16 protein-coding genes are annotated in these 24,090 nt (G+C 39.5%); 8 read left to right on the top strand and 8 right to left on the bottom strand.

From position 1 onward, the window contains the following. Positions 1-43: 43 nt before the first annotated feature. The 3 genes from ABIB30_RS06665 to ABIB30_RS06655 all read right to left on the bottom strand — a co-directional run bounded on the left by ABIB30_RS06665 (position 44) and on the right by ABIB30_RS06655 (position 7,118). Positions 44-2,299 carry a GH92 family glycosyl hydrolase gene (locus ABIB30_RS06665; RefSeq protein WP_354300435.1) on the bottom strand — a complete coding sequence of 752 codons (2,256 nt, stop codon included), beginning with the start codon at positions 2,297-2,299 and terminating at the stop codon, positions 44-46. A 92-nt stretch (positions 2,300-2,391) separates the two neighbouring features. Continuing rightward, positions 2,392-4,002: a SusD/RagB family nutrient-binding outer membrane lipoprotein gene (locus ABIB30_RS06660; RefSeq protein WP_354300433.1), complete on the bottom strand. Its 1,611-nt coding sequence runs from the start codon at positions 4,000-4,002 to the stop codon at positions 2,392-2,394. Positions 4,003-4,025: 23 nt separating this feature from the next. Then, positions 4,026-7,118 (bottom strand): SusC/RagA family TonB-linked outer membrane protein, encoded by a 3,093-nt coding sequence (locus ABIB30_RS06655; RefSeq protein ID WP_354300431.1) that lies wholly within the window; start codon positions 7,116-7,118, stop codon positions 4,026-4,028. Between the two features lie 203 nt (positions 7,119-7,321). Here ABIB30_RS06655 and ABIB30_RS06650 point away from each other — a divergent pair, with 203 nt between their 5' ends. Genes ABIB30_RS06650 through ABIB30_RS06635 form a run of 4 tightly spaced genes read left to right on the top strand, consistent with a single transcriptional unit; the run spans position 7,322 to position 14,043 of the window. Then, a complete protein-coding gene (locus ABIB30_RS06650) occupies positions 7,322-7,954 on the top strand; it encodes an RNA polymerase sigma-70 factor (protein ID WP_354300429.1) in 633 nt (210 codons plus the stop codon). Positions 7,955-8,007: 53 nt separating this feature from the next. Then, a complete protein-coding gene (locus tag ABIB30_RS06645; RefSeq protein WP_354300427.1) occupies positions 8,008-9,075 on the top strand; it encodes a FecR family protein in 1,068 nt (355 codons plus the stop codon). Between the two features lie 43 nt (positions 9,076-9,118). Continuing rightward, positions 9,119-12,448, top strand: a complete 3,330-nt coding sequence (locus ABIB30_RS06640) for a SusC/RagA family TonB-linked outer membrane protein (RefSeq protein ID WP_354300425.1) — start codon at positions 9,119-9,121, stop codon at positions 12,446-12,448. Beyond that, a complete protein-coding gene (locus ABIB30_RS06635) occupies positions 12,445-14,043 on the top strand; it encodes a SusD/RagB family nutrient-binding outer membrane lipoprotein (protein ID WP_354300423.1) in 1,599 nt (532 codons plus the stop codon). The genes ABIB30_RS06640 and ABIB30_RS06635 overlap by 4 nt, the downstream gene beginning before the upstream one ends. An 8-nt stretch (positions 14,044-14,051) precedes the next feature. Here ABIB30_RS06635 and ABIB30_RS06630 read toward each other — a convergent pair whose 3' ends face one another. The 4 genes from ABIB30_RS06630 to ABIB30_RS06615 form a co-directional block, all read right to left on the bottom strand. Next, positions 14,052-14,561 (bottom strand): UpxY family transcription antiterminator, encoded by a 510-nt coding sequence (locus tag ABIB30_RS06630; RefSeq protein ID WP_354300421.1) that lies wholly within the window; start codon positions 14,559-14,561, stop codon positions 14,052-14,054. A 38-nt stretch (positions 14,562-14,599) separates the two neighbouring features. After that, entirely contained in the window at positions 14,600-14,812 is a 213-nt protein-coding gene (locus tag ABIB30_RS06625) for a hypothetical protein (protein WP_354300419.1), read from the bottom strand. Between the two features lie 290 nt (positions 14,813-15,102). After that, positions 15,103-17,112 carry a transketolase gene (gene tkt / locus ABIB30_RS06620; protein ID WP_354300417.1) on the bottom strand — a complete coding sequence of 670 codons (2,010 nt, stop codon included), beginning with the start codon at positions 17,110-17,112 and terminating at the stop codon, positions 15,103-15,105. 194 nt (positions 17,113-17,306) lie between these two features. Next, complete coding sequence (locus tag ABIB30_RS06615; RefSeq protein ID WP_354300415.1) at positions 17,307-18,260, bottom strand: endo-beta-N-acetylglucosaminidase H; 954 nt, start codon at positions 18,258-18,260, stop codon at positions 17,307-17,309. A gap of 310 nt (positions 18,261-18,570) precedes the next feature. On the opposite strand from ABIB30_RS06615, the gene ABIB30_RS06610 reads away from it, so the two are divergent. Next, positions 18,571-19,431, top strand: a complete 861-nt coding sequence (locus ABIB30_RS06610; protein ID WP_354300413.1) for a glycoside hydrolase family 97 N-terminal domain-containing protein — start codon at positions 18,571-18,573, stop codon at positions 19,429-19,431. Positions 19,432-19,437: 6 nt separating this feature from the next. Next, on the top strand, positions 19,438-20,541 hold the full coding sequence (locus ABIB30_RS06605) for a glycoside hydrolase family 97 catalytic domain-containing protein (RefSeq protein ID WP_354300411.1): 1,104 nt from the start codon (positions 19,438-19,440) through the stop codon (positions 20,539-20,541). On the opposite strand, the gene ABIB30_RS06600 is transcribed toward ABIB30_RS06605, so the two are convergent. Further along, positions 20,531-21,883 (bottom strand): aminopeptidase P family protein, encoded by a 1,353-nt coding sequence (locus ABIB30_RS06600; protein WP_354300409.1) that lies wholly within the window; start codon positions 21,881-21,883, stop codon positions 20,531-20,533. The two genes, ABIB30_RS06605 and ABIB30_RS06600, sit on opposite strands and share 11 nt — an antisense overlap. A gap of 451 nt (positions 21,884-22,334) precedes the next feature. Here ABIB30_RS06600 and ABIB30_RS06595 point away from each other — a divergent pair, with 451 nt between their 5' ends. Both ABIB30_RS06595 and ABIB30_RS06590 read left to right on the top strand, forming a co-directional pair. After that, positions 22,335-22,943: an RNA polymerase sigma-70 factor gene (locus ABIB30_RS06595; protein WP_354300407.1), complete on the top strand. Its 609-nt coding sequence runs from the start codon at positions 22,335-22,337 to the stop codon at positions 22,941-22,943. A gap of 68 nt (positions 22,944-23,011) precedes the next feature. Continuing rightward, positions 23,012-23,971: a FecR family protein gene (locus ABIB30_RS06590; protein WP_354300405.1), complete on the top strand. Its 960-nt coding sequence runs from the start codon at positions 23,012-23,014 to the stop codon at positions 23,969-23,971. Positions 23,972-24,090: the final 119 nt, after the last annotated feature.

Below are 24,090 nucleotides of genomic sequence, written 5' to 3'. Positions count from 1 at the left end.
AAAACCGGCCTTTTAAAAAGGCCGGTTTTTTTATGTGTGTAACTTATTCAGCTCCGGCAGATTCAGGCCGGTCTTCTAAATTCACTCCCCATGTAGCAGAAGGCTGATCGCCCATGTATAGGGTAAGCTCTCCTCCTGCAACAATAGCTGCATGTCTGAGATAATTCTTAGTATAAGGTTTGCCATTTAAAACAGCCTTCTGAATGTACTTGTTTTTCGGACTGTTGCCAATCACTTTAAGTTCAAATTTCTTTGCTCCCGGCAGGTTAATTACGGCATGATCGACCAGTGGAGAACCAAATACATATTCTCCGTTAGCTGGATTCACCGGATAAAATCCTAAAGCCGAAAACACATACCACGATGACATTTGTCCTAAATCTTCATTACCGCAAAGGCCATCAGGTTTAGAGGTATACAATGAATCCGTGATTTGACGTACTACTTGCGCTGTTTTCCATGGTTTTCCAGCATAAGCATATAGGTATGGTGTGTGGTGATTAGGTTCGTTTCCTTGTGCATACTGACCGATCAAACCACTGATATCAGGAGAACCACCTGCTTCTACAACAGAACTGATGCTGAATAAAGAATCCAGTTTCCTGGTAAAACCTGCTTCGCCACCAAATAAGTGTATTAAACCTTCAGGATCTTGTGGAACCAACCAGGTATACTGCCAGGCATTTCCTTCTGTATAATCATCTTCGCGGTGTTTAGAAGCTACCGGATCAAAAGGTTTGCGCCAGCTGCCATCTGCCAGTTTACCACGCATAAATTCTACCTGCGGATCAAAATATTCTGCATATAACTTAGCTCTTTTGCTGAAATAAACATAATCTTCTTCTTTATGCATTGCTTTTGCCATACGGGCGATACACCAGTCATCAATTGCATACTCCAGCCCTTTTGCAACAGCTTCATTTACTTTATCAGCAGGGATATATTTCAATTTTTGCGCATATTCTATTCCGTCTTCTTTTTGCATTGCAGAATGCTTGATCGCTTCGTAAGCAAGCTCCACATCATATTTTCTGTAGCCTTTTAAATAAGCATCTACAATAATTGGTACGGCATGGTAGCCTATCATTGTATTTGTTTCATTACCCATTAAGTGCCATACAGGTAATTTGCCCTGTTGTTTATAAATAGCCAGGAATGAACTGATAATGTCTGATACTTTATCTGGATGAACAATCGTAAACAAAGGATGAAAAGCACGGTAGGTATCCCAAAGTGAAAAGGTGGTATAGTTATCAAATCCGGGCTTATGATAAACTTTTTTATCTGTTCCGCGGTAATCTCCATTTGCGTCATTAAATAGCGTAGGCGCAATCATGGTATGGTACAGGGCAGTATAAAAAACTTTTTTGGTCTCTTTACTTCCCTCGATTTGAATTTTCGCCAGTTCTTTATTCCATTTAGCATCGGCCGATGCCGCAACTTTAGCAAAATCCCATGCCGGAATTTCGGCAGTTATATTGGCCAGTGCATTTTCATAACTAACCGGAGAAATACCCACTTTCATTTGCAGGACATTTTTCTCAATCGCTTTGAAATTCAACACAGCTTTCATCTTTCTGCCTTTTCCTTCGATACCTTTAGCAACCTGCGTGCTGTCATAAAGTGACATACTGTTTAAAGGTTGTGATAGTTTAACGGCAAAGTACAAGCGCTGATCTTTGGCCCATCCAGTTGATAAACGGTAACCAACCAAAGTCGTACTGTTTATTTGTTTGATATAAGTTTCCACTGGTTTATCCCAGCCTATTCCATCACTTAAATCCAGCATGACATGCGGATTATCTTGTTTTGCAGGAAATGTGTAACGGTGAAAGCCAACTCTTTCGGAAGCGGTAAGCTCCGCTTTGATTTTATATTTATCCAGAACAACGCTATAATATCCTGGTTTAGTAACTTCATTGGCATGAGAGAATGTAGAGACATAGCCGTTCTTCTGGTCAGTTTTAGTCCCTTTGTCTAATTCCACTTTACCAGTAGCCGGCATAATCAGCACATCGTTCAGATCACCAATTCCGGTACCGCTTAAATGTGTATGGGTAAACCCTACAATTGTATTGCTGGAATAGTGATAACCACTGCACCAGTCCCAACCATCAAAAATGTTTGTGGGGCCTAATTGAACTGCTCCGAAAGGAACATTCGCACCCACAAATACGTGTCCATGTGCATCCGAACCAATGATCGGATCTACGTACTGACTCAATTTATTCTGCGCGTTCAGATGAAGACTAAAAATGAAACTGCAAATAAAGATCAGACCTGTTTTTTTTCTACTCATTTTACTCATATAATTTGTAAAAATAAAAAAACACCGGCCTTTCTATGTCTGAAACAGACGATAAAAAGACCGGTGTGTGTAATTTTATTGTGTTAGAAATTACCTTTGGCTAAATCCCACCATACTCTCACACCACCATTATCTTGTCCACCAATTGATTGTATTGCCTTTGCAAGCTCCACACCATTGGAGGTCTTCTCATTCGAAGGATAAGGTAAACGGCGGATCTGAATTTGTGTATCGATCAACCCATTACTTGTATTGTTAACTACAGGGAATAACTTTGGATAGCCTGTACGACGGAATTCTGTCCATGCTTCTTGTCCTTCAGGAAAAACAGCCAGCCATTTCTGAGTCATGATACGTTCTAATTTCACTTCATTAGAAGCAGCATCATCCCATTTAATGGTCATCGTTGAAACAGCCTTAATATTATTTACAGTATTTTTCGGATCTACATAATCAGCCTGTTTGCTAGTTGCATCATTGATATATGCAGTTGCATCAGTAACTCCCCATTGTGACATAGATACTGTAATACCCTTTTCATAATTTGCTTTTGGATCACCTGCATTAGCCCAGCCTCTTAAACCTGCTTCTGCTTTTAAGAACCAGATCTCAGCAGCTGTCATTATTTGCTGAGGAGCCATAATTTTAAACGTTTTATCTACATTTAAACTTGCATAAGTGATATAGGCACTTTTAGAAGGAATATTAGAACCTATTCTGATTCCAATATATTGACCAGCAAAAGCGGGATCTGTCGCAGGGCTTGCAAACGATGTTAATCTCGGATCCTTATAACCCAAAAGATACGTTGCAAGTGTCGCACCTAAACGGCTGTCACTATAATCGTTAGTCAATTGAAAAAGATCATTAACTGAACCTGGAGCAACTGCAATAGCTGCATTGTCAGTAACATCTGTTAATAAACCACCCGCCGCACTCATTGCTTTCTCTGCTTGTAACTTCGCAGTTGCAGGATCTGCTTTAACAATATGCATCGCTAAACGCAATCTTAAAGAGTTTGCAAACTTGATCCACTTCGAGTAATCTCCATTATAAATCCTGTCATAAGCGGTGAATGGCTTTGCCCCAGGGTTTGCAGTCTGAAAAGTTTGCAGGTTGTTAACCGCAGTATCAAGCTCATTGAAGAATTGATTATATACACTTTGCTGACTGTCATAAGGTGTATTGGTTAATGTTTTACCAACAGCGCTATATGGAATCGGGCCAAATTTATCAGTAACCCTGTGCATCGCTTCTACTTTTACGATTAAAGCAATAGCCCATAAATCAGGATTAGCAGTTCTTAATCCTAATCTTGCCATTTTATTAACAGGAGCCATTACATAAGTGTACTGGTCATTAAAACCCGCCTTATCCCAATCATCAACCGGAGAATAATTCAGGTCATAATTAGCCTTAAAAGGATTTGGAGACATCATATATCCAGAGAAACCATCTGCACTTAAATTCTGTGCGATCTGATAATTCCTAAAGATAGCAGATTGTAATGGCGGAAGTAAAGTAGGTAATTTAATTTCACTGTCAGGGATACCTGTCCCATCAGTTGCATTTTTTTCAAAATTCTTTTTACAGCCTACCGCAGTAAGCATTAATAACCCAGATAAAATGACCGCACCAGAACGGGCAACTTTAGTCAGGCTGCTGTTATTTATTAATTTATGACTCGTGTTCATTTTTTTAATTTTAATAAAGGTTCTTAGAAAGTAACATTAAGGTTGAAACCAAGACTGCGGATAGCAGGCTGGTTAAATACATCAACACCTGAAAGTCCGTTTCCAGTAGAAAGTGTAAGTTCAGGATCATACGGAGCTTTCTTATAGAAATACAGTAGATTTCTTCCTGTTACTGCCAGTCTTAAGTTTTTAACAAACTTATCTTTAATCGGGAAGGTATAACCTAAAGACGCCTCGCGCAAACGTACTACCGTAGCACTGTACATATATTCACCTGTTACACCACTTCTGCCACCAATGGTTTTATACCATACCTGAGGATCAATCTGAGTAACTGCTTTTCCATTTGGATCAACACCATTTATAGCTACAAAACCACGGTCACGTGCTTCGCCGCTTACTTTTGAAACACCGTATTCGTCCAGCATTGCCTGAGTGATTGACATCACATGGCCACCAAATTTTCCATCTACAAGAAGACTCAGGCTGAAATTTTTGTAATTAAAATTGTTACTCCATCCCAATTGGAATTTAGGATTAGAATTACCTACATAACTAAAATCACTATTAGTAACAGGCGTGCCGTTTGAACCAATCAAAATACGGCCCTGATCATCACGTTTTAACGTTTTTCCAAAAATATCACCATAAGACCCACCAGTAGTAATGTGAGACTCATAACCATTGTTATAATTTCCGGTCATTATAAATTCATTGATTCCATCTTTAGAATCCACATCTATAATCACGTTTTTGTTCCTCGAACCATTGAAAGATGTATTCCATTCAAAATCAGAGGTTTTAATCGCATTATAGCCTAGCATAAATTCAAAACCTGTATTCTGTACGTTACCCGCATTTACATAACCAATAGAATAACCCGTAGCTACTGAAGGTGCGATCTGGATAAATTGGTTGTAGGTGTTTGACTTGTAATAACTGAAGCTCAAGCTTAATTTATTCTCTAAAAATCTCATATCAGCACCAAATTCCCACGATTTAGTCTTTTCAGGTTTTAATTTTGGAAATGGAGCTACTGTACTCACCACGATTGAACCACTATCATCAGTGTAGTTAACCGGGTTGGTCACATATTGAGGAACACTGTTACCAACCTCTGCATAACTACCTCTTACTTTAGCATAAGAGATTACATCTGGCAGATGAAACATCTGGTTCAGAATAAAAGTAAGACCAACAGATGGGTAGAAATAAGATCCGTTTGGTGTAAATGCAAGGTTAGAAGACCAGTCATTTCTACCTGTTACCGTTAAAAATGCCCAATCTTTATAAGAAAGGTTGGCATTACCGAAGATTGATTGCAACTGATTATCATTTGCAGGCAAAGTTTTTGCATTACTCACTGTTGAATTCAACACCGTATTTTGAGTAATAAATAGATTCGGTGTATTTAAACCTTGTCCAGCTCCGATATTAACTCCGGTTGTACGGATGTCTTTAATACTCGTACCCAAAATTCCGTCAAGCTTAAAATCACCCATTTTAGGCGCTGTGAAAGTAGCCAGGAAATCACCATATTTTTGTTCTACCGTCTGGTTATTCAAGATCATTTGTCCGTTCTCTTTAGAAAGAACCCCAGTTGTACCTGAGTAAAGATCTTGTTCGTAACTATCAGCAGTTCTGTCTAAGTTTCCTCTTACTTGCAAACTTAACCAGTTGTTCACATCATATTTAACGCTACCGTTTAATAAAATACGGTTTCTGTTACTGAAGTTTAAGTTACGATTAGTGATCCACCATGGATTTTGCTGCACATCATTCTTTGATATAAACCAATTCTGTCTGTTGTAACCTTGCTGGTCACCAAGTTCATATTGATTTTTATAAGGAGTGATATCATTTCCTCTAGGGAACAGGTATAAACCTGTAAGCGGATTGAAATATAGTCCAAGCCCTGGAGTGTTATCAATTTTTTGCGCGATATAATTGATATTTCCATCAACAGTCAGTTTATTATCCAGGAAACGAGCTGTTTCGCGCATATTAAAATTATGTCTGCTTAATTTATTTCCAGGTTGAATGCCTCTGGCAGCTGTATTTGCATAAGATACATATGTCTGCGCATTTTCAGTTCCTCCTGATAAGTTGATCGAATTCGTGAAGTTTGTTCCCGTCTGAAAAAACTGTTTCAGGTTATCCTGACCTCCATTAGAAATCTTCGGGCCATAACTATCAGTTGATCCTGCTGAGGTCTGTCCATAGTTATTTTGAAACTCTGGCTTGAAGGCAGCATTGTCTACTTGTAAAGAGCTGGAGTAATTGATAATTGCTTTTCCAGCTTTCCCTTTTTTAGTCGTGATCACAATTACACCATTTGCTGCATCACTTCCGTATAAAGCAGAAGCAGAAGCACCTTTTAGTACACTCATGCTCTCAATATCGTCAGGATTCAGATTGGAGATTCCGTCACCACCGTCTACGTTGGTATTTCCACCCATGGTATTTGTTGGCTGACTGTTACTGTTAGCACCATTAGACATTGGTACACCATCAATCACATATAAAGGTTGATTGTTTCCAGCGATTGATCTGTTTCCACGCAAAATTACTTTTGCAGAACCACCCACACCAGAAGCGCTTGGCGAAATTGCCACACCAGCAATTTTTCCGTTTAGTGAATTCATTAAGTTATCACTTTTCACCGTTGTCAAATCTTTATTAGAGATTTGCTGGGTAGCATAAGTAAGTGACTTTTCTGATTTCTTAACCCCCAAAGCTGTTACTACTACCGTATTCAATTCTTGTGCACTAGATTTCAACACAATGTCAACAGTAGCCTGAGTACCAACTGTGACTTCTTGTTTATCATAGCCTATATAAGAGAAAACGATGATATCGCCCGCTTTAGCAGTTATACCATATTGTCCGGACGCATTGGTTTGCGTAACCAGCTTAGTTCCTTTGACCTGCACTGATACTCCTGGTAAAGTTGTTCCGGTTGCATCACGCACTGTTCCCTTCACCTCATCGGCAGCAGAGAAACCTGGAATGTTCATTAAAGGAGTTAATAGTTTAGGATGATCTGACTTTACCGTTGCAAAAGCATGCGACGAAGCGTAAAGTAGTAAACACGTCAATTGTAATGTTTTTTTCATTTTTGCTGATTACAGTTAAATATTTTGGTTAGCTCTTTTGTCTTCAATAATCCGTGAGGACAAACCCGGTATTTTGATAAAAAAAAATACGCGTTAAGGTAGAGACCCCTTTTTAACAGGAATTGCCTACAAGAAAATTGTTTTTATTATTTAACTTGCCCCTTCTTATTACTATTCTATTAATCAATTAACTACTAAAGGCTTTGAAACCTGATTTATCTCCTTTATGGACAAAGGTTTGCGTGGAGGATGATGTTAAAGCTTTTGAAGTTTTATATTATCTTTTATTTAACAAGCTGATCAAATTCTGCATCTATTATGTAGGCAGAAAGGAAGTAGCCGAAGAGATTATCTCCGACATCCTTGTGAGATGCTGGGAAAACAGAAAAGCAGAAACTGTTATTCTGAACCTTGAAACTTATCTTTTTACAGCTGTCAGGAACCAGTCCCTGAAGTATATTAAGAAAAACGCCAATGTTCATTTAGTAGAAATTGAACCTGCCAATGAATTCAGGCTGATGGACAATACTGATCCTGAAAAACAGTTGGAAAATAAAGAATTGCATCATAAATTAGATCAGGCAATTGACAAGCTTCCGCAACAGGCCCGGATCATCTTTAAGCTCATTAAAGAAAACGGGATGAAATATAAAGAGGTCGCGGAAATTCTGGAGATTTCACCAAGGACAGTACAAACACAATTATTCAGGGCAATAGATAAATTAAGAATAAGTCTTAAGGCTTATCACCATATTTATACAAAATATAAGCCTGACGATAATACAATCGATTTAACAGTTTTAATATTTTTTTTACATATTTTTCATTTCTTGTAAGCAATTTTAACAAAAAAGGGTACTACTATATATAAAGCAATAAATAACGTCCAATGACTGATCAAAAATTCACTGAATTACTTAGCGAAAAATTATCGGGTGAAATCTCCGCCGATGATGATCAGGGTTTTATGGCGATGCTTGCAGCAAATGAAGATTACAGGCGTGAATATGAATCTTTAAGCGCCTATTTTCAAAGGAAAGAACAACCTTACGAGAACATAGATATCTTATTTCAACAGATCAAAGAGCGGATCAATGTGGTTGGCTCAAACCCTAAACCGATTTTCAAACCAGCATCAGAAAAACGCTCATTTAAGCAATGGTATCGTATTGCCGCTATTTTCATTTTTGGCCTTTGCACTTTTTTCGCTTACCAGTTTTTCAAGGCAACAAATGTAGCCGGGCCTCCTGCAACTATGGCCTGGAAGAAATCAGCTACCCCGGGCAGGCAAACCTCTACTATTTTACTTGCCGACGGCAGCAAGGTTACTTTAAACGCCGCGAGTGAGGTTAAATATCCCGCATCATTTAAAGGCAAAACCAGAGAAGTCTATTTAACCGGTGAAGCATTTTTTGATGTCGCCAAAGATCACCAGCATCCATTCATTGTACATACCAAAAACATTAGCGTCAAAGTGCTTGGTACTGCCTTTGATGTAAAGTCTTATCCTGATGAAAGTGCAACAGAGACTACATTGCTTAGAGGAAAAGTAGAAATCACACTGAACAAAAGACCTGAAAAGCATATTCTGTTAAATCCTGCAGAGAAATTCACGTTAAAGCAAGCCGCTGACCCCAGCATTGAGCATTTGAACGGAGACATTTACAGCATTACACCGATGACTTATTACAAAGATGATAAGAATGCAATTCTGGAGACGTCATGGATGAACAACAAACTCCTTTTCAGAAATGAAACGTTCGCTGAGCTAAGCCTGCGTTTATCGCGATGGTACGGGGTAGACTTCGTCTTTAAATCCGATAAACTGAAGGATTATAAGTTTACCGGAGAATTTGAGAAAGAGAGTTTATCAGAGGCCTTAAAAGCGTTACAGTTCATTACTCCTTTCGAATATAAAATACAAGGAAAAACTATCTATCTTTACCCTGTGAAGTAATATCGCTAAAGCGATATAGCTAACAGAAGCGTAAATGTTATAGATGAAGACCGTAGTAAAACTGCTGATTTTTTTTGCGCTGCAGGTTACCCTGAATGCCTATTCACAGATTAAGGTAACACTGAAATTAAAATCTGCTGGTTTTGAACAGGTCATTGATGCCATACAAAATCAAACTCCCTATCATTTTATCTATAGCGAAGCGAAGATTCCGACGAAAAAAGTCACGCTGAAAGTTCGCGACAAGGAAGTCTTTTCGGTACTTGATCACTTGTTAAAAGGAACTGACTTCACCTACAAATTACTGGAAAATAATCTGATTGCAATCCGGCCGTTAGCAGAAGCGAGGATCTATACGCTGGTTAAAGGTAGAGTAACTGATGAAAATTCGGCTCCTATTACCCTAACTTCCGTTAAAGTTAAAGGTACAAGACTCAGTACTAAAACAGATCAGAATGGTGAATTTTCCGTCCTTACTGCTCCAAACTCAGTATTGGTATTCAGCCAGGTCGGTTATCAGTACCGGGAGTTCCCCCTCAAAGACCTGACCTCAGTGCAGGTCTCTATGCATCCGTTGCAGAATGATCTTGATGAAGTGATGATTACTGCTTTGAATATTCCGAAAGAAGAACGGAAAATCGGCTATGCCATTTCTGCCATTAGTGGCTATTCTTTAACAAAAGCAAGAGAATCGAATATCGTCAATGCGCTGGAAGGACAAGTTGCCGGTCTGAATATCAGCGGTGTAAACGGGGGGCCAAGTTCATCTGCAAGAATATTACTCCGTGGAGCAGCAAGTATGACTGCCGGATCTCCTTTATTTGTTGTAAACGGGGTTCCGATTGACAATACTCAAAGGGGGAGTGCCAATGAATATGGAGGGCCGGATTATGGAGATGGGATCAGCAATATCAATCCGGACGATGTAGAAACGATCACCGTTTTAAAAGGTTCAGCAGCCTCAGCACTTTATGGAGCGCGTGCAGCAAATGGTGTGATCCTGATTACGATTAAAAGTGCCCGGAAAAACTCCGGTATGGCCATAGAGTACAATACCAATCTATCTTTTGATAAAGTGATTAACAATACTGATTTTCAATATGTATATGGGCAGGGTACACAAAATAAGCGGCCTGAAACTGTTGCTGCTGCCGTAGCTTCTGGTCTGTACAGCTGGGGGGAGAAACTGGATGGCCAGCCAACGATTCAGTTTGACGGTAATATGCATCCTTATTCCGCAGTAAAAAATAATATTCAAAACTTCTACCGGATAGCACCGGCTTTTACCAATACCATTTCAATAAGTAATGGCAGCCAGAATGGTTCTGTTCACTTGTCAGCCTCCAATCTTAACCAGCAATCCACGATCAGAAATAGCAGTCTAGACCGGAAAACAGTTAATCTTTATACTACGCACGACCTGACTAAAAATTTAAGTATAACTTTTAACGGAAATTATATCCGCGAGTATAATAAAAACAGATCTTATCTAAGTGACGGTCCTTTGAATGCAAATTATGGTATTGCTGCACTGGCAACAAACATAAATCAGGCAACGCTGTCTCCCGGATATAATCTGAAAACGGGTGCTGAAACTCCATGGAATGACGATGAATATAAAACCAATCCTTATTTTATCCTTAACAGACAGGCAGATTATTCAAGCCGTAACCGCTTTATCTCCTCTGCTTCTGCAAAATATAAATTCAACGATTGGATTTACCTGCAGGCCAGGCTGGGTTATGATAAAAGTGATGATGATATTCTGAGTGTTATCCCAACAGGAGCCGCCTTTTCTGTAAATGGCGAAGGAGGAATCAATTCTTCGAAGAAATCCAGTATTTCTGAATTAAACAGCGACTTTTTACTGGCAGCGAACAGAAGTCTGAGTCATGATCTTAATCTGGATGTTTCTATAGGAACCAATTTCAGGAAAAGGGAAGTCGAATCGGCAGGCTTAATGGGTTCCAGATTCATTATTCCTTATCTGTATACTGCTTCTAATCTGATTACCGTCATTAACAATAATACCTATGCTAAAATAGTCACAGAATCGGCCTACTATACAGCAGATTTAAATTATAAAAACTACATGAATTTATCTGCAACAGGCAGATATGATGTCTATTCTACCCTTCCACGTAATAACAGAGGCATATTCGTTCCAGGTGTTTCGGCAAGTTTCGTTTTTTCTGACCTGCTGAAATTAAAGGGGCTGAATTATGGTAAATTAAGGGCAAGTTTTGCAAAAACCAGTGGAGAACCCATACAACCTTATACCACACAAACTTATTATTCAACTACCAGTGATGTCAATGGAGTTCCATTAGGTAATTTTTCCAGAGATCTGCCTAATTATAATCTCCGTCCGTTCACCTTGAATGAATTTGAAACCGGGATTAATTTAAAAATGTTGAATAATCGCCTGTTCTTTGATTTCAATTATTTTCACCGGATTACGAACAATGAGATTATCAATGCCAAACAATCTGTAACATCGGGCTTCACTTCTGCCTATGTCAATTTAGGGACGACCCGTAACACCGGAGTTGAAATACTTTTACAGGGGATTATAATTGACCACAAAGATTTCAAATGGAGAACAGGCTTTAATGTGAGCCATATTGATAACCGTTTACTATCAATTGATGGTTCAAGTAAGTATGCTTTAGCTGGTACTTACAGACCTTTAAATGCGTATACAGCTATGGTTGTTGGAAAGCCGATTACACAGATTATGGCTTATGACTATCTGCGTGATGCAAAAGGAAATATGATCATTGGTTCTGACGGTATACCCATGCGTGGGGATCTAAAAGCGATGGGCAGCACACTACCCAACGTTTATGGCGGTTTCAGCAATAATATTTACTATAAGAATTTCAACTTCTCCATGCTGATTGATTTTAAATACGGGAATAAGATTTTGTCAGCAACAGAAAATTATTCTTACGTGTTTGGATTGAATAAAGCAACGCTCGAAGGAAGAGAAACAGGTATTGTAGCGCCCGGTGTACATCCTGATGGTACAGTGAATACAACGAATGTTCCTGCCTATAATTATTATCCGCAGCTGGCAACTAATATCTCTGCATTGTCTGTACTGAATGGTAGTTTCATCAAGGTCAGACAAGTTACGCTGGGTTATACAATTCCTTCGAATAGTTTAAAAAGAACACCTTTCAGCGCTATCTCTATTGACCTGGTTGCCAGAAACTTATTTACATTGGTCAAATACACGAAAAATATCGACCCTGAGTCTGAGTTCTCTTCCAGTTTGAATTATGCTGGTATTGAAGGGGCTTCTTTTCCCGCTACCCGGACTTTCGGTATCAATGTCAATTTCAAATTTCAACAAGGAAAAAAACCATGAAGAAATACGCTAGCCTCCTGTTAAGTTTTTTAATCGTTACCCAGTTTGGTTGCAGCAAGGCACAGCTGGATAAAATCAATACTGACCCAACAAAATTACCAGGAGAATTGTATAATCCTGATGCATTGCTTTCGACAGCACAATTCAAATCTTCTAATAAAGGATATTATCAATTGCTTTATCAAAGTACAATGATGCAGCTATTGGCCTCTACTTATGTTTATTATAACAATGGGGATAAATATGTGAATGCGGGTAGCTTTACAGATTATCAAGGTAGAATATTTGAAGAAGGTTATGCAGATGCTTCTACCATCAGAGAGATGCAGCGTCTTGCTAAAGAAAAAGATCCTGTTGCCTATTCAAATCTGATTAACATCGGTGATATTATGTTTGTCCTGATCTTACAACGGATCACTGATACTTATGGTGATGTGCCTTATTCACAGGCTTCAAAAGCAAGAGAAGGAATTAAATACCCGGTATATGATCGGCAAGAGGATGTTTATAAAGCTATGTTAGCCGACCTTGATAAAGCGATCAATGGTTTAGATCCGGCAAAACCGAAGCCAACAGCAGATCTGTTTTATCAGGGAGATATTAGCAAGTGGAAGAAATTTGGTTATTCGCTGATGCTAAGAGTGGCCATGCGTTTGACAAAGGTTGCACCTGATCTGGCAAGGCCCTGGGTGGAGAAAGCGGCAGCAGGAACATTTTCTGATAGTCATGATAATGCGATAGTCATCACTGATGAGTCAAATCTCGACGGTCAGAATGGAACGTCTCTGGCTTTACGAACGGTCTCTGATTATAGAGAGGTACGCTGGAGTAAAACACTGATTGAGGAGCTGAGAAAAAATAATGATCCCAGATTGGGAGTCATTGCTGAAGTTCCGCAAAATGGTCTGGCGAATAATATCAACGAAAATCTTGCGGGGAATACTGATGTAGCGGCACAAATTGGCTTACCTAATGGCTATGATTTGTCTGGTGGCGCGTTTGACATCAGCAAATATGCAGGATATCCGGGTGGAACTGGAACGGGTGCTGATTTTGCTCCGCTTGGAAAGTATTCAAGACCCCGGACTGCAGTCTACTTAAAGTTGGGAGGGCCGAATTTTGTCATGACCTATGCGGAGGTTGAATTATTGAAGGCCGAAGCAAAGGTAAGGGGCTGGAATATTTCAGGGACTGCAGCCGGACATTACGCAAATGGTCTAAGAGGTAGTTTAGAGGCGATGGCACAGCTGGATCAGGTTGCTGCAATACCGGATGGGGTAATTAGTGCGTATGTAGCAAAGCACCCACTGGATGAATCAAGTCAGGAAAAGTCTTTTGAAATGATCAATACGCAGTATTGGGTGAGTACAGGTACTTGTTTTAATTTTATAGAGAGTTGGCTGAACTGGAAAAGGTCAGGTTACCCTGTACTTCTTCCAGTTAATTATCCGGGCAATGTGACGAATGCAACGATTCCAAGAAGATTGATTTATTTATCTACAGAAATATTGAATAATACAGATAATTATCAGGAAGCCGTGAGCAGATTACCGGGAGGAGATTTACTGACTTCAAGAGTTTGGTGGGACAGATAATCACTTGATTAATTGCTACAGATATATTGATCCTGAATATAGGGAATGATTATGTTTCTCTCTATTACGCCGCCCCGGACTAACATCTTTTTTCTGCCCATTATTTGAATTATTTCGCAAGACAAACCTTTGAGTGGCCCCTGTTGAATGTTTATTTTCTGGCCTGGTTTAAAATACATATCCGACACTTCTATATCAGTTTCATTTTTCAAGACTAATTTTAAATCCATAATCACATTTTCACAAACTTTTACCGGTTCCTTTCCCATTCTTACATAGGATAAAACACCCGTTATATTTTGTCCACGGAATAAGTCCATTTTATCGTTCAGATATATAAATACATAGGAAGGAAAAAGTGGTGTATCAACATACTTTTTCCGGTCGCTCCATATTTTAAGTTTTTTAGTTACCGGGAGAAAGAATTGAATGTTCAGACTTTCAAGAGAATCGCACACCTTTTTTTCATAGCGAGGTTGCGTATAAATCACATACCAACCATTGGTAAAATTTTTCATAAGGTTGTTCTTTTAAGAAATAGGAGATCAATAAAATTTTAATTTATTTTGCCTGCCGCTCTACTGTCTTTTGATGGTTGGAATAAAAAGACGAAATAAAGCATTTTTTCGAGCAGTAACTTTTGAGATTTTACTTTCATAATCAGGAAAGACAGGGGTAATGTATCATTCAATTTATCACGCTCAGTCAGGGTCGTTTTTCTTTTCTGGTTTTCTGATAATTGTTCATAATACATATCAATCTTTAGCATTTATGATAAAAAGATAAAAAAATAATGCTTTAAACTAATTTATTACACAAAAAGCAATATTAGTTACACCAAATGACTTTTTGTAAGGATAAATCATGTTGAAATAGTAATCACTGATACAGAAAGAATATTTATGTCCTTAAATTGAATCCAAGCAACATTACTTTAATCGCTCCATAATCTTTAACACTTAATTAACAACAGGAATAGTTGCTACTGACAGATCATCCCATAAAAAAAGCCCCTCAATTATCATTGAGGGGCTTTTTTACAGTTTTTAAACGCTGTTTTTATTTACCTAGCAGCGCTTTTGCTTTAGTCACTACATTATCAATCGTAAAACCGAATACTTTGTAAAGTTCTTCTGCAGGAGCAGATTCTCCGAAAGTATGCATAGCGATGATATCTCCTTCGTCGGTTACATATTTATGCCAGCCTAATGGCGAACCAGTTTCTACTGCCAAACGCTTACGAATAGCTTTTGGGAACACTTTTTCCTGATAAGCGGCATCTTGTTTTTCAAAGAGCTCCCACGACGGCATACTGACTACACGCGCAGCAATTCCTTCTTCTTTCAGTTTTGCCTGTGCGTCCAGGATTAAAGCGACTTCCGAACCGGTTGCGATCAAGATAAGCTCTGCTATACCTTCAGCCTCAGAAAGAATGTAAGCTCCTTTTTCAAGGTTTTCTGCTTTACCATATTTCTCCTGGTCCAACACAGGTAAACCTTGTCTGGTAAAAACTAAAGCAACTGGCCCATCTTTATGTTCAAGTGCTACCCTCCACGCCTGAGCCGTTTCATTGGCATCTGCCGGACGGATTAAAGTTATGTTTGGTATAGATCTTAAGGAAATGAGTTGTTCCACAGGCTGATGCGTAGTCCCATCTTCTCCCAAACCGATGCTGTCATGAGTATATACAAAGATAGGTCTGATTTTCATGATGGCAGCTAAACGGATCGGCGGACGCATATACTCCGAGAACATCAGGAAAGTTGCCCCAAAAGGAATCACCCCTCTGGTTAAAGCCATTCCTACTAAAGCTGAACCCATCGCATGCTCACGGATGCCAAAATGGAAGTTACGTCCTGTACGGTCTTCCGGTGTAAAGGAAGTATATTCTTTAAGATTTGTATCCGTAGACGGGGCTAAATCTGCCGAACCTCCTATTAATCCAGGTAAACTGGCAGCGATTGCATTCAGCACTTTTCCTGAAGCCTGACGAGTTGCCATTTTATCTTTAGAAGGAGCAAATACAGGCAAGGATTTTTTCCAGTCTTTTGGCAATTCGCCTTTAAACGCTTGTTCGTAAGCTTCCGCAAGCTCAGGATGCGCCACTTTATACTGGGCAAATAACTCATCCCATTTTTCGTTAGCCTCAGTTCCTTTTTTTCCGGCAGCCTGATAGAACTCCTCAACTTCTGGTGGCACGAAGAATGATTTTGCAGGATCAAAGCCAAAAAACTCTTTAACCAGCTTAATTTCATCTGCCCCTAGTGGAGATCCATGGGACCCTGAAGTATTTGCTTTATTAGGGCTGCCATAAGCAATTTGTGTACGGACTTTAATTAATGACGGACGATGAACTTCCGCTTTGGCATTCCTTACCGCATTGATAATTGCTGTAATATCATTTCCATCACTTATTTCCTGTACATGCCAGTTATAAGCTTCAAAACGTTTGGTCACATCTTCTGTAAAGGCAATATCAGTATCTCCTTCGATAGAAATATGATTGTCGTCATATAGATAGATCAGATTACCTAATTCCAGATGGCCAGCTAAAGAAGCAGCCTCAGAAGTTACCCCTTCCATCATATCACCATCACTACAGATGGCGTAAATTTTATAATCAAATAAATCAAATCCCGGTCTGTTGAATCTTGCTGCAAGGTGTCTTTGGGCGATTGCGAAACCTACACCATTTGCAAACCCTTGTCCCAATGGCCCGGTAGTGACATCAACACCGTCAATTAAACCATATTCAGGGTGACCAGCAGTTTTACTGTTCAGCTGCCTGAAATTCTTAAGGTCATCAATAGTTACATTAAAACCAGTAAGGTGCAATAAACTGTACTGTAACATACAACCATGCCCTGCTGAGAGAATAAACCTGTCCCTGTTAGCCCAATCCGGGTTTTTAGGATTATACTTCATATAATGCGCATACAATACATGTCCCATTGGCGCAGCACCCATAGGCATACCCGGGTGTCCGGAGTTCGCTTTCTGTACAGCATCAATTGATAAGGTACGTACAGTATTAATTGCTAATTCTTCAATGTTAAGATTCGAATCCATTTTTAAGTATTTATTGTGATACTTTTACTACGATCGCTATGCCCGATTTGTTTTAAACAAATGCATTTTTTACAGAATACCGATAAACAAAACAGGGTACTGATTTTTAATCAGTAATACTCAAAACCTTAAACAAAAAAAGGAGCGCTATCAGCGCCCCCTCTTTCATTCTTGGTGTGTGTGTTACAGAAATACTATGGAGTATAGGTTGTAGCCTGACCACCGTATAATGCTTTTGATATACTTGATAAATAAGTGCTTTTATTAGTACCTGTCAGATTATAGTACAGATAAACACCATAGCCCTCGTTTACAGTTCTGGTTGCATTCGTAGTTGCAGTATTTACGCTGGTGGCCTGGATATCAGTTGCCGCAGGGCCTAACTGGCTTTTAGTCAAACCTGGAATATTAGGAACAGAATAAGTACTGTAATATGGGTTCCATGCATAGTTCACTTTAGAACCAACCGTTACGCCATTGTAAGATAAGTTAGAAGCTGAAGGTCCGATATTATAGAATGATATAATTTTATTTGGCATTAACTGACGAAGCGCAGTAACCAGGTATACAAAAGAACTTGAATTTGGTTGTCCCGTTCCATTGTTACCATATTCTGAATATTCATCATCAAAGTCAATCCCGTCTAAACCATAAGTAGTCACCGCATTACTCAATTGTTGTGCAAATGCCTGTGCAGCTGCCTGATTAGGGAAGTTAGCAAAACCAGCTCCCTGGTGATTACCTAAAACAGAAAGCATTACTTTAATGCCTTTATCTTGCAACGGTTTAATTTTAGTGGCTTTGTTATTTAATACACTGGTAACTTGTGGGTTAAAAAACAACTCTGCTTTTTGTGTAGTCGTGTTATAATTAATGTTGGCAGCGAAAATTATTCCGATATCAAATAACTGTTTGCCATTTGCCAGTTTGTATTTACCAACCTCTAACATATCATTGCTGTTTACTTCTACATAACAAACCCCAACAGGGCCGGCCTGGCCTATGGCATTAGTTTGATTGGAAGAAAGGTTCTGATCAGGAGTTTGATTTACTGGTTGATCCTTTTTACATGCTGAAGCCATTAAAAGGACAAGACTTACCGAAGTAATTGCAGTCTTCTTTAAGATTGCATTGATTTTTTTGTTCATACGAATTAATTTGGTAGATGATTAATTGTTGTTTAAATATTTGGTTATTGTTGAATAAAATCTGCCGGAACGTTCGAGTAGATAAAACGTTTAAGCATAGCTAAGTTAGGAGATTGATTTGAACAAACCAATAGCCTGATTTTCTTTTACCACAGGTACTGAATGAGCAGTAAAAGAGACCGTTGAACAGTTGCTTTTAAACATTTCTGACCTTCGAATAAATAATTATATTTATCTAATAATCAACACAATAAGCTAATATGTTTTAGTGACATCTAACTATTTACGCATCTCAACAACCAACTCCGCTATGTTAAAAACAATTCAATTATTATGCTTTGCGCTGTTCTTTCAGACAGCGGCATTTTCCAAAAACTACGTTTTAAGGTCGCCTGATAAAAAAATCACTATCAATATTTCGGTTGGCAAAAACATTACCTGGTCAGTGCTCAAAGATCAGGAGATACTGATTAAACCCAGCGCAATGAGTATAATTTTAAAAGATGGCAGAAACCCTGGCATTATACCTGTGGTGTCTAAAACTATCAGTAAAGCTGTGAATCAAACTATTGTCTCTATTATACCGGTCCGCAACAAGCTCATCCCCGAAGTATATAATGAACTGAGGCTTCAGATGAAGGGCAATTATGCTATCGAATTCAGAGCTTATAACGATGGTGTTGCCTATCGTTTTGTAACTGAATTGGGCCCGAAGCCTATTGAGGTCAATTACGAAGAAGTAGCTTTCAACTTCCAGGAGAACTGCCAAGTCTATCTTCCTAAGGATGATAATCCCGAATTGCAATCCCATTATGAAGGGGATTTTAAGCCTGCAAAACTTCAGGAAATTCCCGCTGAGCAATACGGTTATCTGCCTTTGTATGCCGCTACCCCGGCAGGGACAAAAATGGTCATTACAGAGGCCGATCTTCATGATTATCCCAACCTCTTTTTGTATGGAACTGGTACAAAAACCTTAACTGGCCGTTTTCCTAAAGTTATTCTGGAGGCCAGTCCAAAGCCAAACTCAGATCGTGCAGAGGTTATTGTCAGAAAAGCGGCCTACCATGCAAAAACGACCGGAAACAGGACTTTCCCCTGGAGAACAATCATCATCACTTCTTCTGATAAGGAATTACTGGAAAATGAAATGGTTTACAAACTTGCCTGACCGAACGTGCTGGCCAATACAGCCTGGATCAAACCGGGTAAAGTAGCCTGGGACTGGTGGAATGACAACAATATTTACGGTGTAAACTTTAAATCAGGTATGAATACTGAAACCTATAAATATTATGCAGACTTTGCTTCAGCTTACGGCCTGGAATATATTATTCTTGATGAAGGCTGGTCAAAAGCTACTACCGACCTGCTTGCACCAAACCCGCAGCTGGATATTGAAGGGCTGGTTAAATATGCTGCCACCAAAAATGTAGGGGTAATTTTATGGGCACTATGGAAACCACTCGATCAGAATATGGAGGCCATTCTGGATCAGTATCTGAAATGGGGTGTTAAGGGCGTAAAAGTAGATTTCATGGCAAGAGCAGATCAGTATATGGTCAATTTTTACGAGAGAGCAGCTCAGGAAACTGCTAAACGAAAACTTTTGCTGGATTTGCATGGAGCTTATAAACCAGTAGGGCTCAACCGGGAATACCCCAATGTTATTAATTATGAAGGGGTCAAAGGCATGGAAAACAACAAGTGGGAAGAAACCATCACTCCTGTTCATAATACAACCCTGCCCTTTACAAGAATGGTCGCCGGGCCGATGGATTATACACCAGGGGCCATGCTAAACTCGAATAAAGATGAATTTCATGTCAGCATGACTTCTCCGATGAGCAGAGGAACCAGAGCGCACCAAACTTCGATGTATGTTTTGTATGACAGCCCATTGCAGATGTTATGTGACAATCCTTCCAATTATTTAAGAGAGCCTGTTTATACCCATTACATTGCCCGTTTCCCTACAGTTTGGGATAAAACAATTGCATTGGAAGGTAAAATATCGGAGTATGCAGTTGTCGCCCGCAAAAATGGAAACAACTGGTATATTGGCGGGATGACCAACTGGGATGCAAGGGGTTTTGATATCCCCCTGACTTTTCTGGATGGTAAAAAGTATAAAATTGAAATCCTTCAGGATGGAATTAATGTCGGCAAACATGCTGCCGACTATCAAATCATCAGTAAAGAAGTAGCTGCCGGAGAAATCCTGCACATCGATATGGCAGCAGGTGGCGGATATGCCGCTATTCTGACTCCTATCGGTTAGCGTGCAACTCTTCTACAGTTTTGATCAGCGGGGGGCCTAAAAGACGGCTTCCCGTTGCTGTAATCAGGAAATCATCTTCAATCCTTATTCCACCAAAATCTCTGAACTGCTTCACTTTATCATAATTAATAAATTGAGCATGCTTGTTTTCTGCAGCCCATAAATCTATTAATACGGGTATAAAATATAACCCTGGTTCAACAGTAACGACAAAACCCGGTTCAAGCGCTTTACCTAAACGCAGCGACTTTAACCCAAAGTCTTTACTCTTTTTCAGTTCAGCTGTATAGCCTATATATTCTTCTCCCAGATTCTCCATATCATGCACATCAAGCCCCATCATATGCCCCAGACCACATTGAAAGAATAAAGTATGTGCTCCTTCTGCAACTGCCAGTTTAGGATCACCTTTCATCAGGCCTAAATCAGTTAGTCCACGGACTAAATGCTCACTTGCCAGCAAATGCACGTCTTTATAAAGTACACCGGGTTGAAGTGCTTCTATTGCTTTTAACTGTGCATTCAGAACAATATTATAAACATCTTGCTGCAATGGGGTGAAAGTTTTACCTACCGGAAAAGTACGTGTTAAATCTCCCGCATAAAACAGATCATTCTCTGCTCCACAATCACATAAGACCATTTGTCCATCCTTCAAAATAGTATTACCCGCATGGTTATGCAGAATTTCACCATTTACGGTAAGAATGCTTGGGAAAGAAAGCTGACCGCCATTCGCAATAGCTACTGCTTGTAACTGCGCTGCAACTGCATTTTCAGTAACCCCCGGACGCGCGATCTCCTGTGCTTTCAACTGCATCAGGGTACTGATATGAATCGCCTTTTCTATTTCTTGTATCTCCTGCTCACTCTTGATCGAACGTTGTGCTACAATTGCTTTAATTAACGGTACCGAAGCTTCACCGGTTAATCCCCAATCCATCAATTTCAGAGAAGTTTCCGCTCTGTAAACTGGAAGAAAATGAACTTTCCTGTTACCAGCCAAAGCATTAATAACTTCAATTTTCTTTCTTGTAAAAGCAATACCCGCCTTTTCCGCCTGAGCTTCTATAGTTTCCAGTGCACCCGTCCATACGATATCGTCTACCGTAAGTTCATCCCCGAATAAAATCTCCTGGTCGTTATCAATGTCAATGATCAGGCACAAATCCGGCCTGCTGATCCCTGTAAAATAAAGAAAACAACTATCCTGACGAAAATGATAAGTATTATCCCTGAAATTCATCCCGCTTTCCCCATTCCCAGGCAGAAGGATAATTCCTTCCCCTATCTCTGATTTAAGCTTATTTCTTCTTTCCTCGTAGACTTCTTTAGCGAACATATCTGATTGTTTATAAGGTCAAATTTATCAAATAAAAGTTAATCTTTTGCTATCCGACTATTACATCGGCCGTTTGATAGATTTCTGAAAGCTATTAGAGTTGCTCTCTGATTCCTTCAATAATAGGTACCTTAAGTACTCTCCGTATATAACAGGCATCTTCCGTGCTGTTGTGGCTGAGTTTGACACGGGTTTCAAACCCGCTTCAAACTCAGCCACAACCTGGCCAGAACCCTATCAGAATAAAAGGTAGTCATGAAGCTAAAATTGTCTGTTATAGGATTCGTCAAAACTCTTCTTTATCTGACAATAACAATCCTCTTTCTCCTTTAACAAGTCACAATCTCTGTCTCCTCCACGCACAACCACGCACTTTTTACGCACGTTAAAAACAAGCATAGTATATTTTTGAACTTGTTACTGTTTCTGGGAACGCCGGCAAAAATATATTATGCTTGTTTTTAAAGTAACATTAAGACAACACCCCCAGAATATCTTTGCGAAAAAATCACAACCAATGGATCTGATGACTTCCTTAAAACAAGGCGATCAAACCGCAATGGACACCATTTATAAGACACACTGGGAGCAAGTATTTGACGCTGCCTACAAACGTGTTGGTACAGAAGACATTGCACAAGACATCACCCAGGATATCTTCATCTCCTTGTGGGAAAAACGTGAAACCCTGGAAATCAGGGAAACCCTTTCCGCATACCTGTTAACCTCCGTAAAATACCGTGTCATTAACTACTTCAAAGCGAACCTGACCAAAGAAAAATACACAGAAGACCTTTACGCCCTGATTGGCAACACCTCTCCCCTTCACCCCACTAACGAACTGGCAGTCAAAGAAATTCACAAAGAACTTGATCAAGCAATAGCTGAACTACCTGAGCGCATGCGCCAGATCTTTTCCATGAGCAGGAAACAGGAAAAATCAAACAATGAGATCTCCGCAGAACTTAACCTTTCCATACAGACCGTTAAAAACCAACTCACCGCAGCATTAAAAATTATCAGAAAAAGACTGGCCTATCTGACTCTGTTCTTCTTTTAACAAAACCGTAACCTAACCTTAACACCATCACCCGGTACCACTGCTCACTTTAGCTGACTTGTTGGTAGATGGAAGACAAAAAGCTTGCAGAGCAGCTGCTCAAAAAATATTTAGATGCTAAAGCGACCCCTAAAGAAATTAAACAGGTTGAAAACTGGTACAATTCCTATGAGGAAAAAAACAAAACACTAAGTCAAAACCAGAAAGCCATTATAGAACGCCGGATGCGTATTACCCTGCAACAGCACATGCAGCAAAAGCCTGAAACTAAAACAGCCTTCATCCGCAGCAACACTTTCCTTCAAATTGCCGCATCCCTCCTGCTGGTTTGCAGCATTGGGTTGGCCTGGTGGAAAACCGTACCCCATCCACAGCAAAAAACACAACTAATCCTGCGCATTGCCAGTACAAAAGCAAATGAGAAAAAGACGATCACCTTAGCAGACGGTTCAGAGATTACGCTGAGTCCATCCAGCAGGTTATCTTACCCGGCAAAGTTTGCCGCTTCTTTCAGAGAGATCGTTTTAGAAGAAGGAGAAGCATTTTTTAATATCACTCATGATGAAAAACGTCCATTCAACGTACAGTTACCAGGAAAACTTTATACAAAAGTGCTTGGTACATCCTTTACTATCCGCGCATTTAAAGCTTCCAATGCCCTGAATGTTTCAGTAAGCACCGGTAAAGTAGCTGTAGGAAATAAAAGCCAAATATTTGGTACACTGACCAAAGGTCAGCAAATCACTTACGACAAAAACAAAGAAACAGCGATCATCAGCCAGACACCAGTTCCAGATAACAGGATCGAATTTGAAGGCATAAACCTGCGTCAGGCGCTGCAAAAACTGGAGTACATTTATTCCATAAAAATAGAACTGAATCCAGCTTCCCTGGGGGATCTCGGCTGTACAGCAACTTTCCACAGCAAACAAAAACCAGAAGAAATTCTGAACATCATTTGCAGCCTATACAATCTTAAATATGAAAGCAATCCTGCTCATCAATTATTTAAAATCTATAAACAATGAAACACTGATACAAACCTATTAAACGGCAATGTTCAATACAGCCCCCTCAAAATCAATCATTCAATTAACGCGCTAACAATCAATTAACAACATGAAAACACCCTCCTGTAAGAGGTTAA

Origin of the sequence: Pedobacter sp. UYP1 (assembly GCF_040547305.1) — a bacterium.
Taxonomy (GTDB): Bacteria; Bacteroidota; Bacteroidia; order Sphingobacteriales; family Sphingobacteriaceae; genus Pedobacter.
Note: the sequence above shows the minus strand (reverse complement) of the source record. Positions and strands in the feature narration are given on the sequence as shown.

Bases quoted from the DNA above. Each gene is read 5' to 3' on its own strand.
- ABIB30_RS06665 (WP_354300435.1), bottom strand. From the start codon at position 2,299: ATGAGTAGAAAAAAAACAGGTCTGATCTTTATTTGCAGTTTCATTTTT.
- ABIB30_RS06660 (WP_354300433.1), bottom strand. From the start codon at position 4,002: ATGAACACGAGTCATAAATTAATAAATAACAGCAGCCTGACTAAAGTT.
- ABIB30_RS06655 (WP_354300431.1), bottom strand. From the start codon at position 7,118: ATGAAAAAAACATTACAATTGACGTGTTTACTACTTTACGCTTCGTCG.
- ABIB30_RS06645 (WP_354300427.1), top strand. From the start codon at position 8,008: ATGACTGATCAAAAATTCACTGAATTACTTAGCGAAAAATTATCGGGT.
- ABIB30_RS06640 (WP_354300425.1), top strand. From the start codon at position 9,119: ATGAAGACCGTAGTAAAACTGCTGATTTTTTTTGCGCTGCAGGTTACC.
- ABIB30_RS06635 (WP_354300423.1), top strand. From the start codon at position 12,445: ATGAAGAAATACGCTAGCCTCCTGTTAAGTTTTTTAATCGTTACCCAG.
- ABIB30_RS06630 (WP_354300421.1), bottom strand. From the start codon at position 14,561: ATGAAAAATTTTACCAATGGTTGGTATGTGATTTATACGCAACCTCGC.
- ABIB30_RS06625 (WP_354300419.1), bottom strand. From the start codon at position 14,812: ATGCTAAAGATTGATATGTATTATGAACAATTATCAGAAAACCAGAAA.
- tkt (WP_354300417.1), bottom strand. From the start codon at position 17,112: ATGGATTCGAATCTTAACATTGAAGAATTAGCAATTAATACTGTACGT.
- ABIB30_RS06615 (WP_354300415.1), bottom strand. From the start codon at position 18,260: ATGAACAAAAAAATCAATGCAATCTTAAAGAAGACTGCAATTACTTCG.
- ABIB30_RS06610 (WP_354300413.1), top strand. From the start codon at position 18,571: ATGTTAAAAACAATTCAATTATTATGCTTTGCGCTGTTCTTTCAGACA.
- ABIB30_RS06600 (WP_354300409.1), bottom strand. From the start codon at position 21,883: ATGTTCGCTAAAGAAGTCTACGAGGAAAGAAGAAATAAGCTTAAATCA.
- ABIB30_RS06595 (WP_354300407.1), top strand. From the start codon at position 22,335: ATGCTTGTTTTTAAAGTAACATTAAGACAACACCCCCAGAATATCTTT.
- ABIB30_RS06590 (WP_354300405.1), top strand. From the start codon at position 23,012: ATGGAAGACAAAAAGCTTGCAGAGCAGCTGCTCAAAAAATATTTAGAT.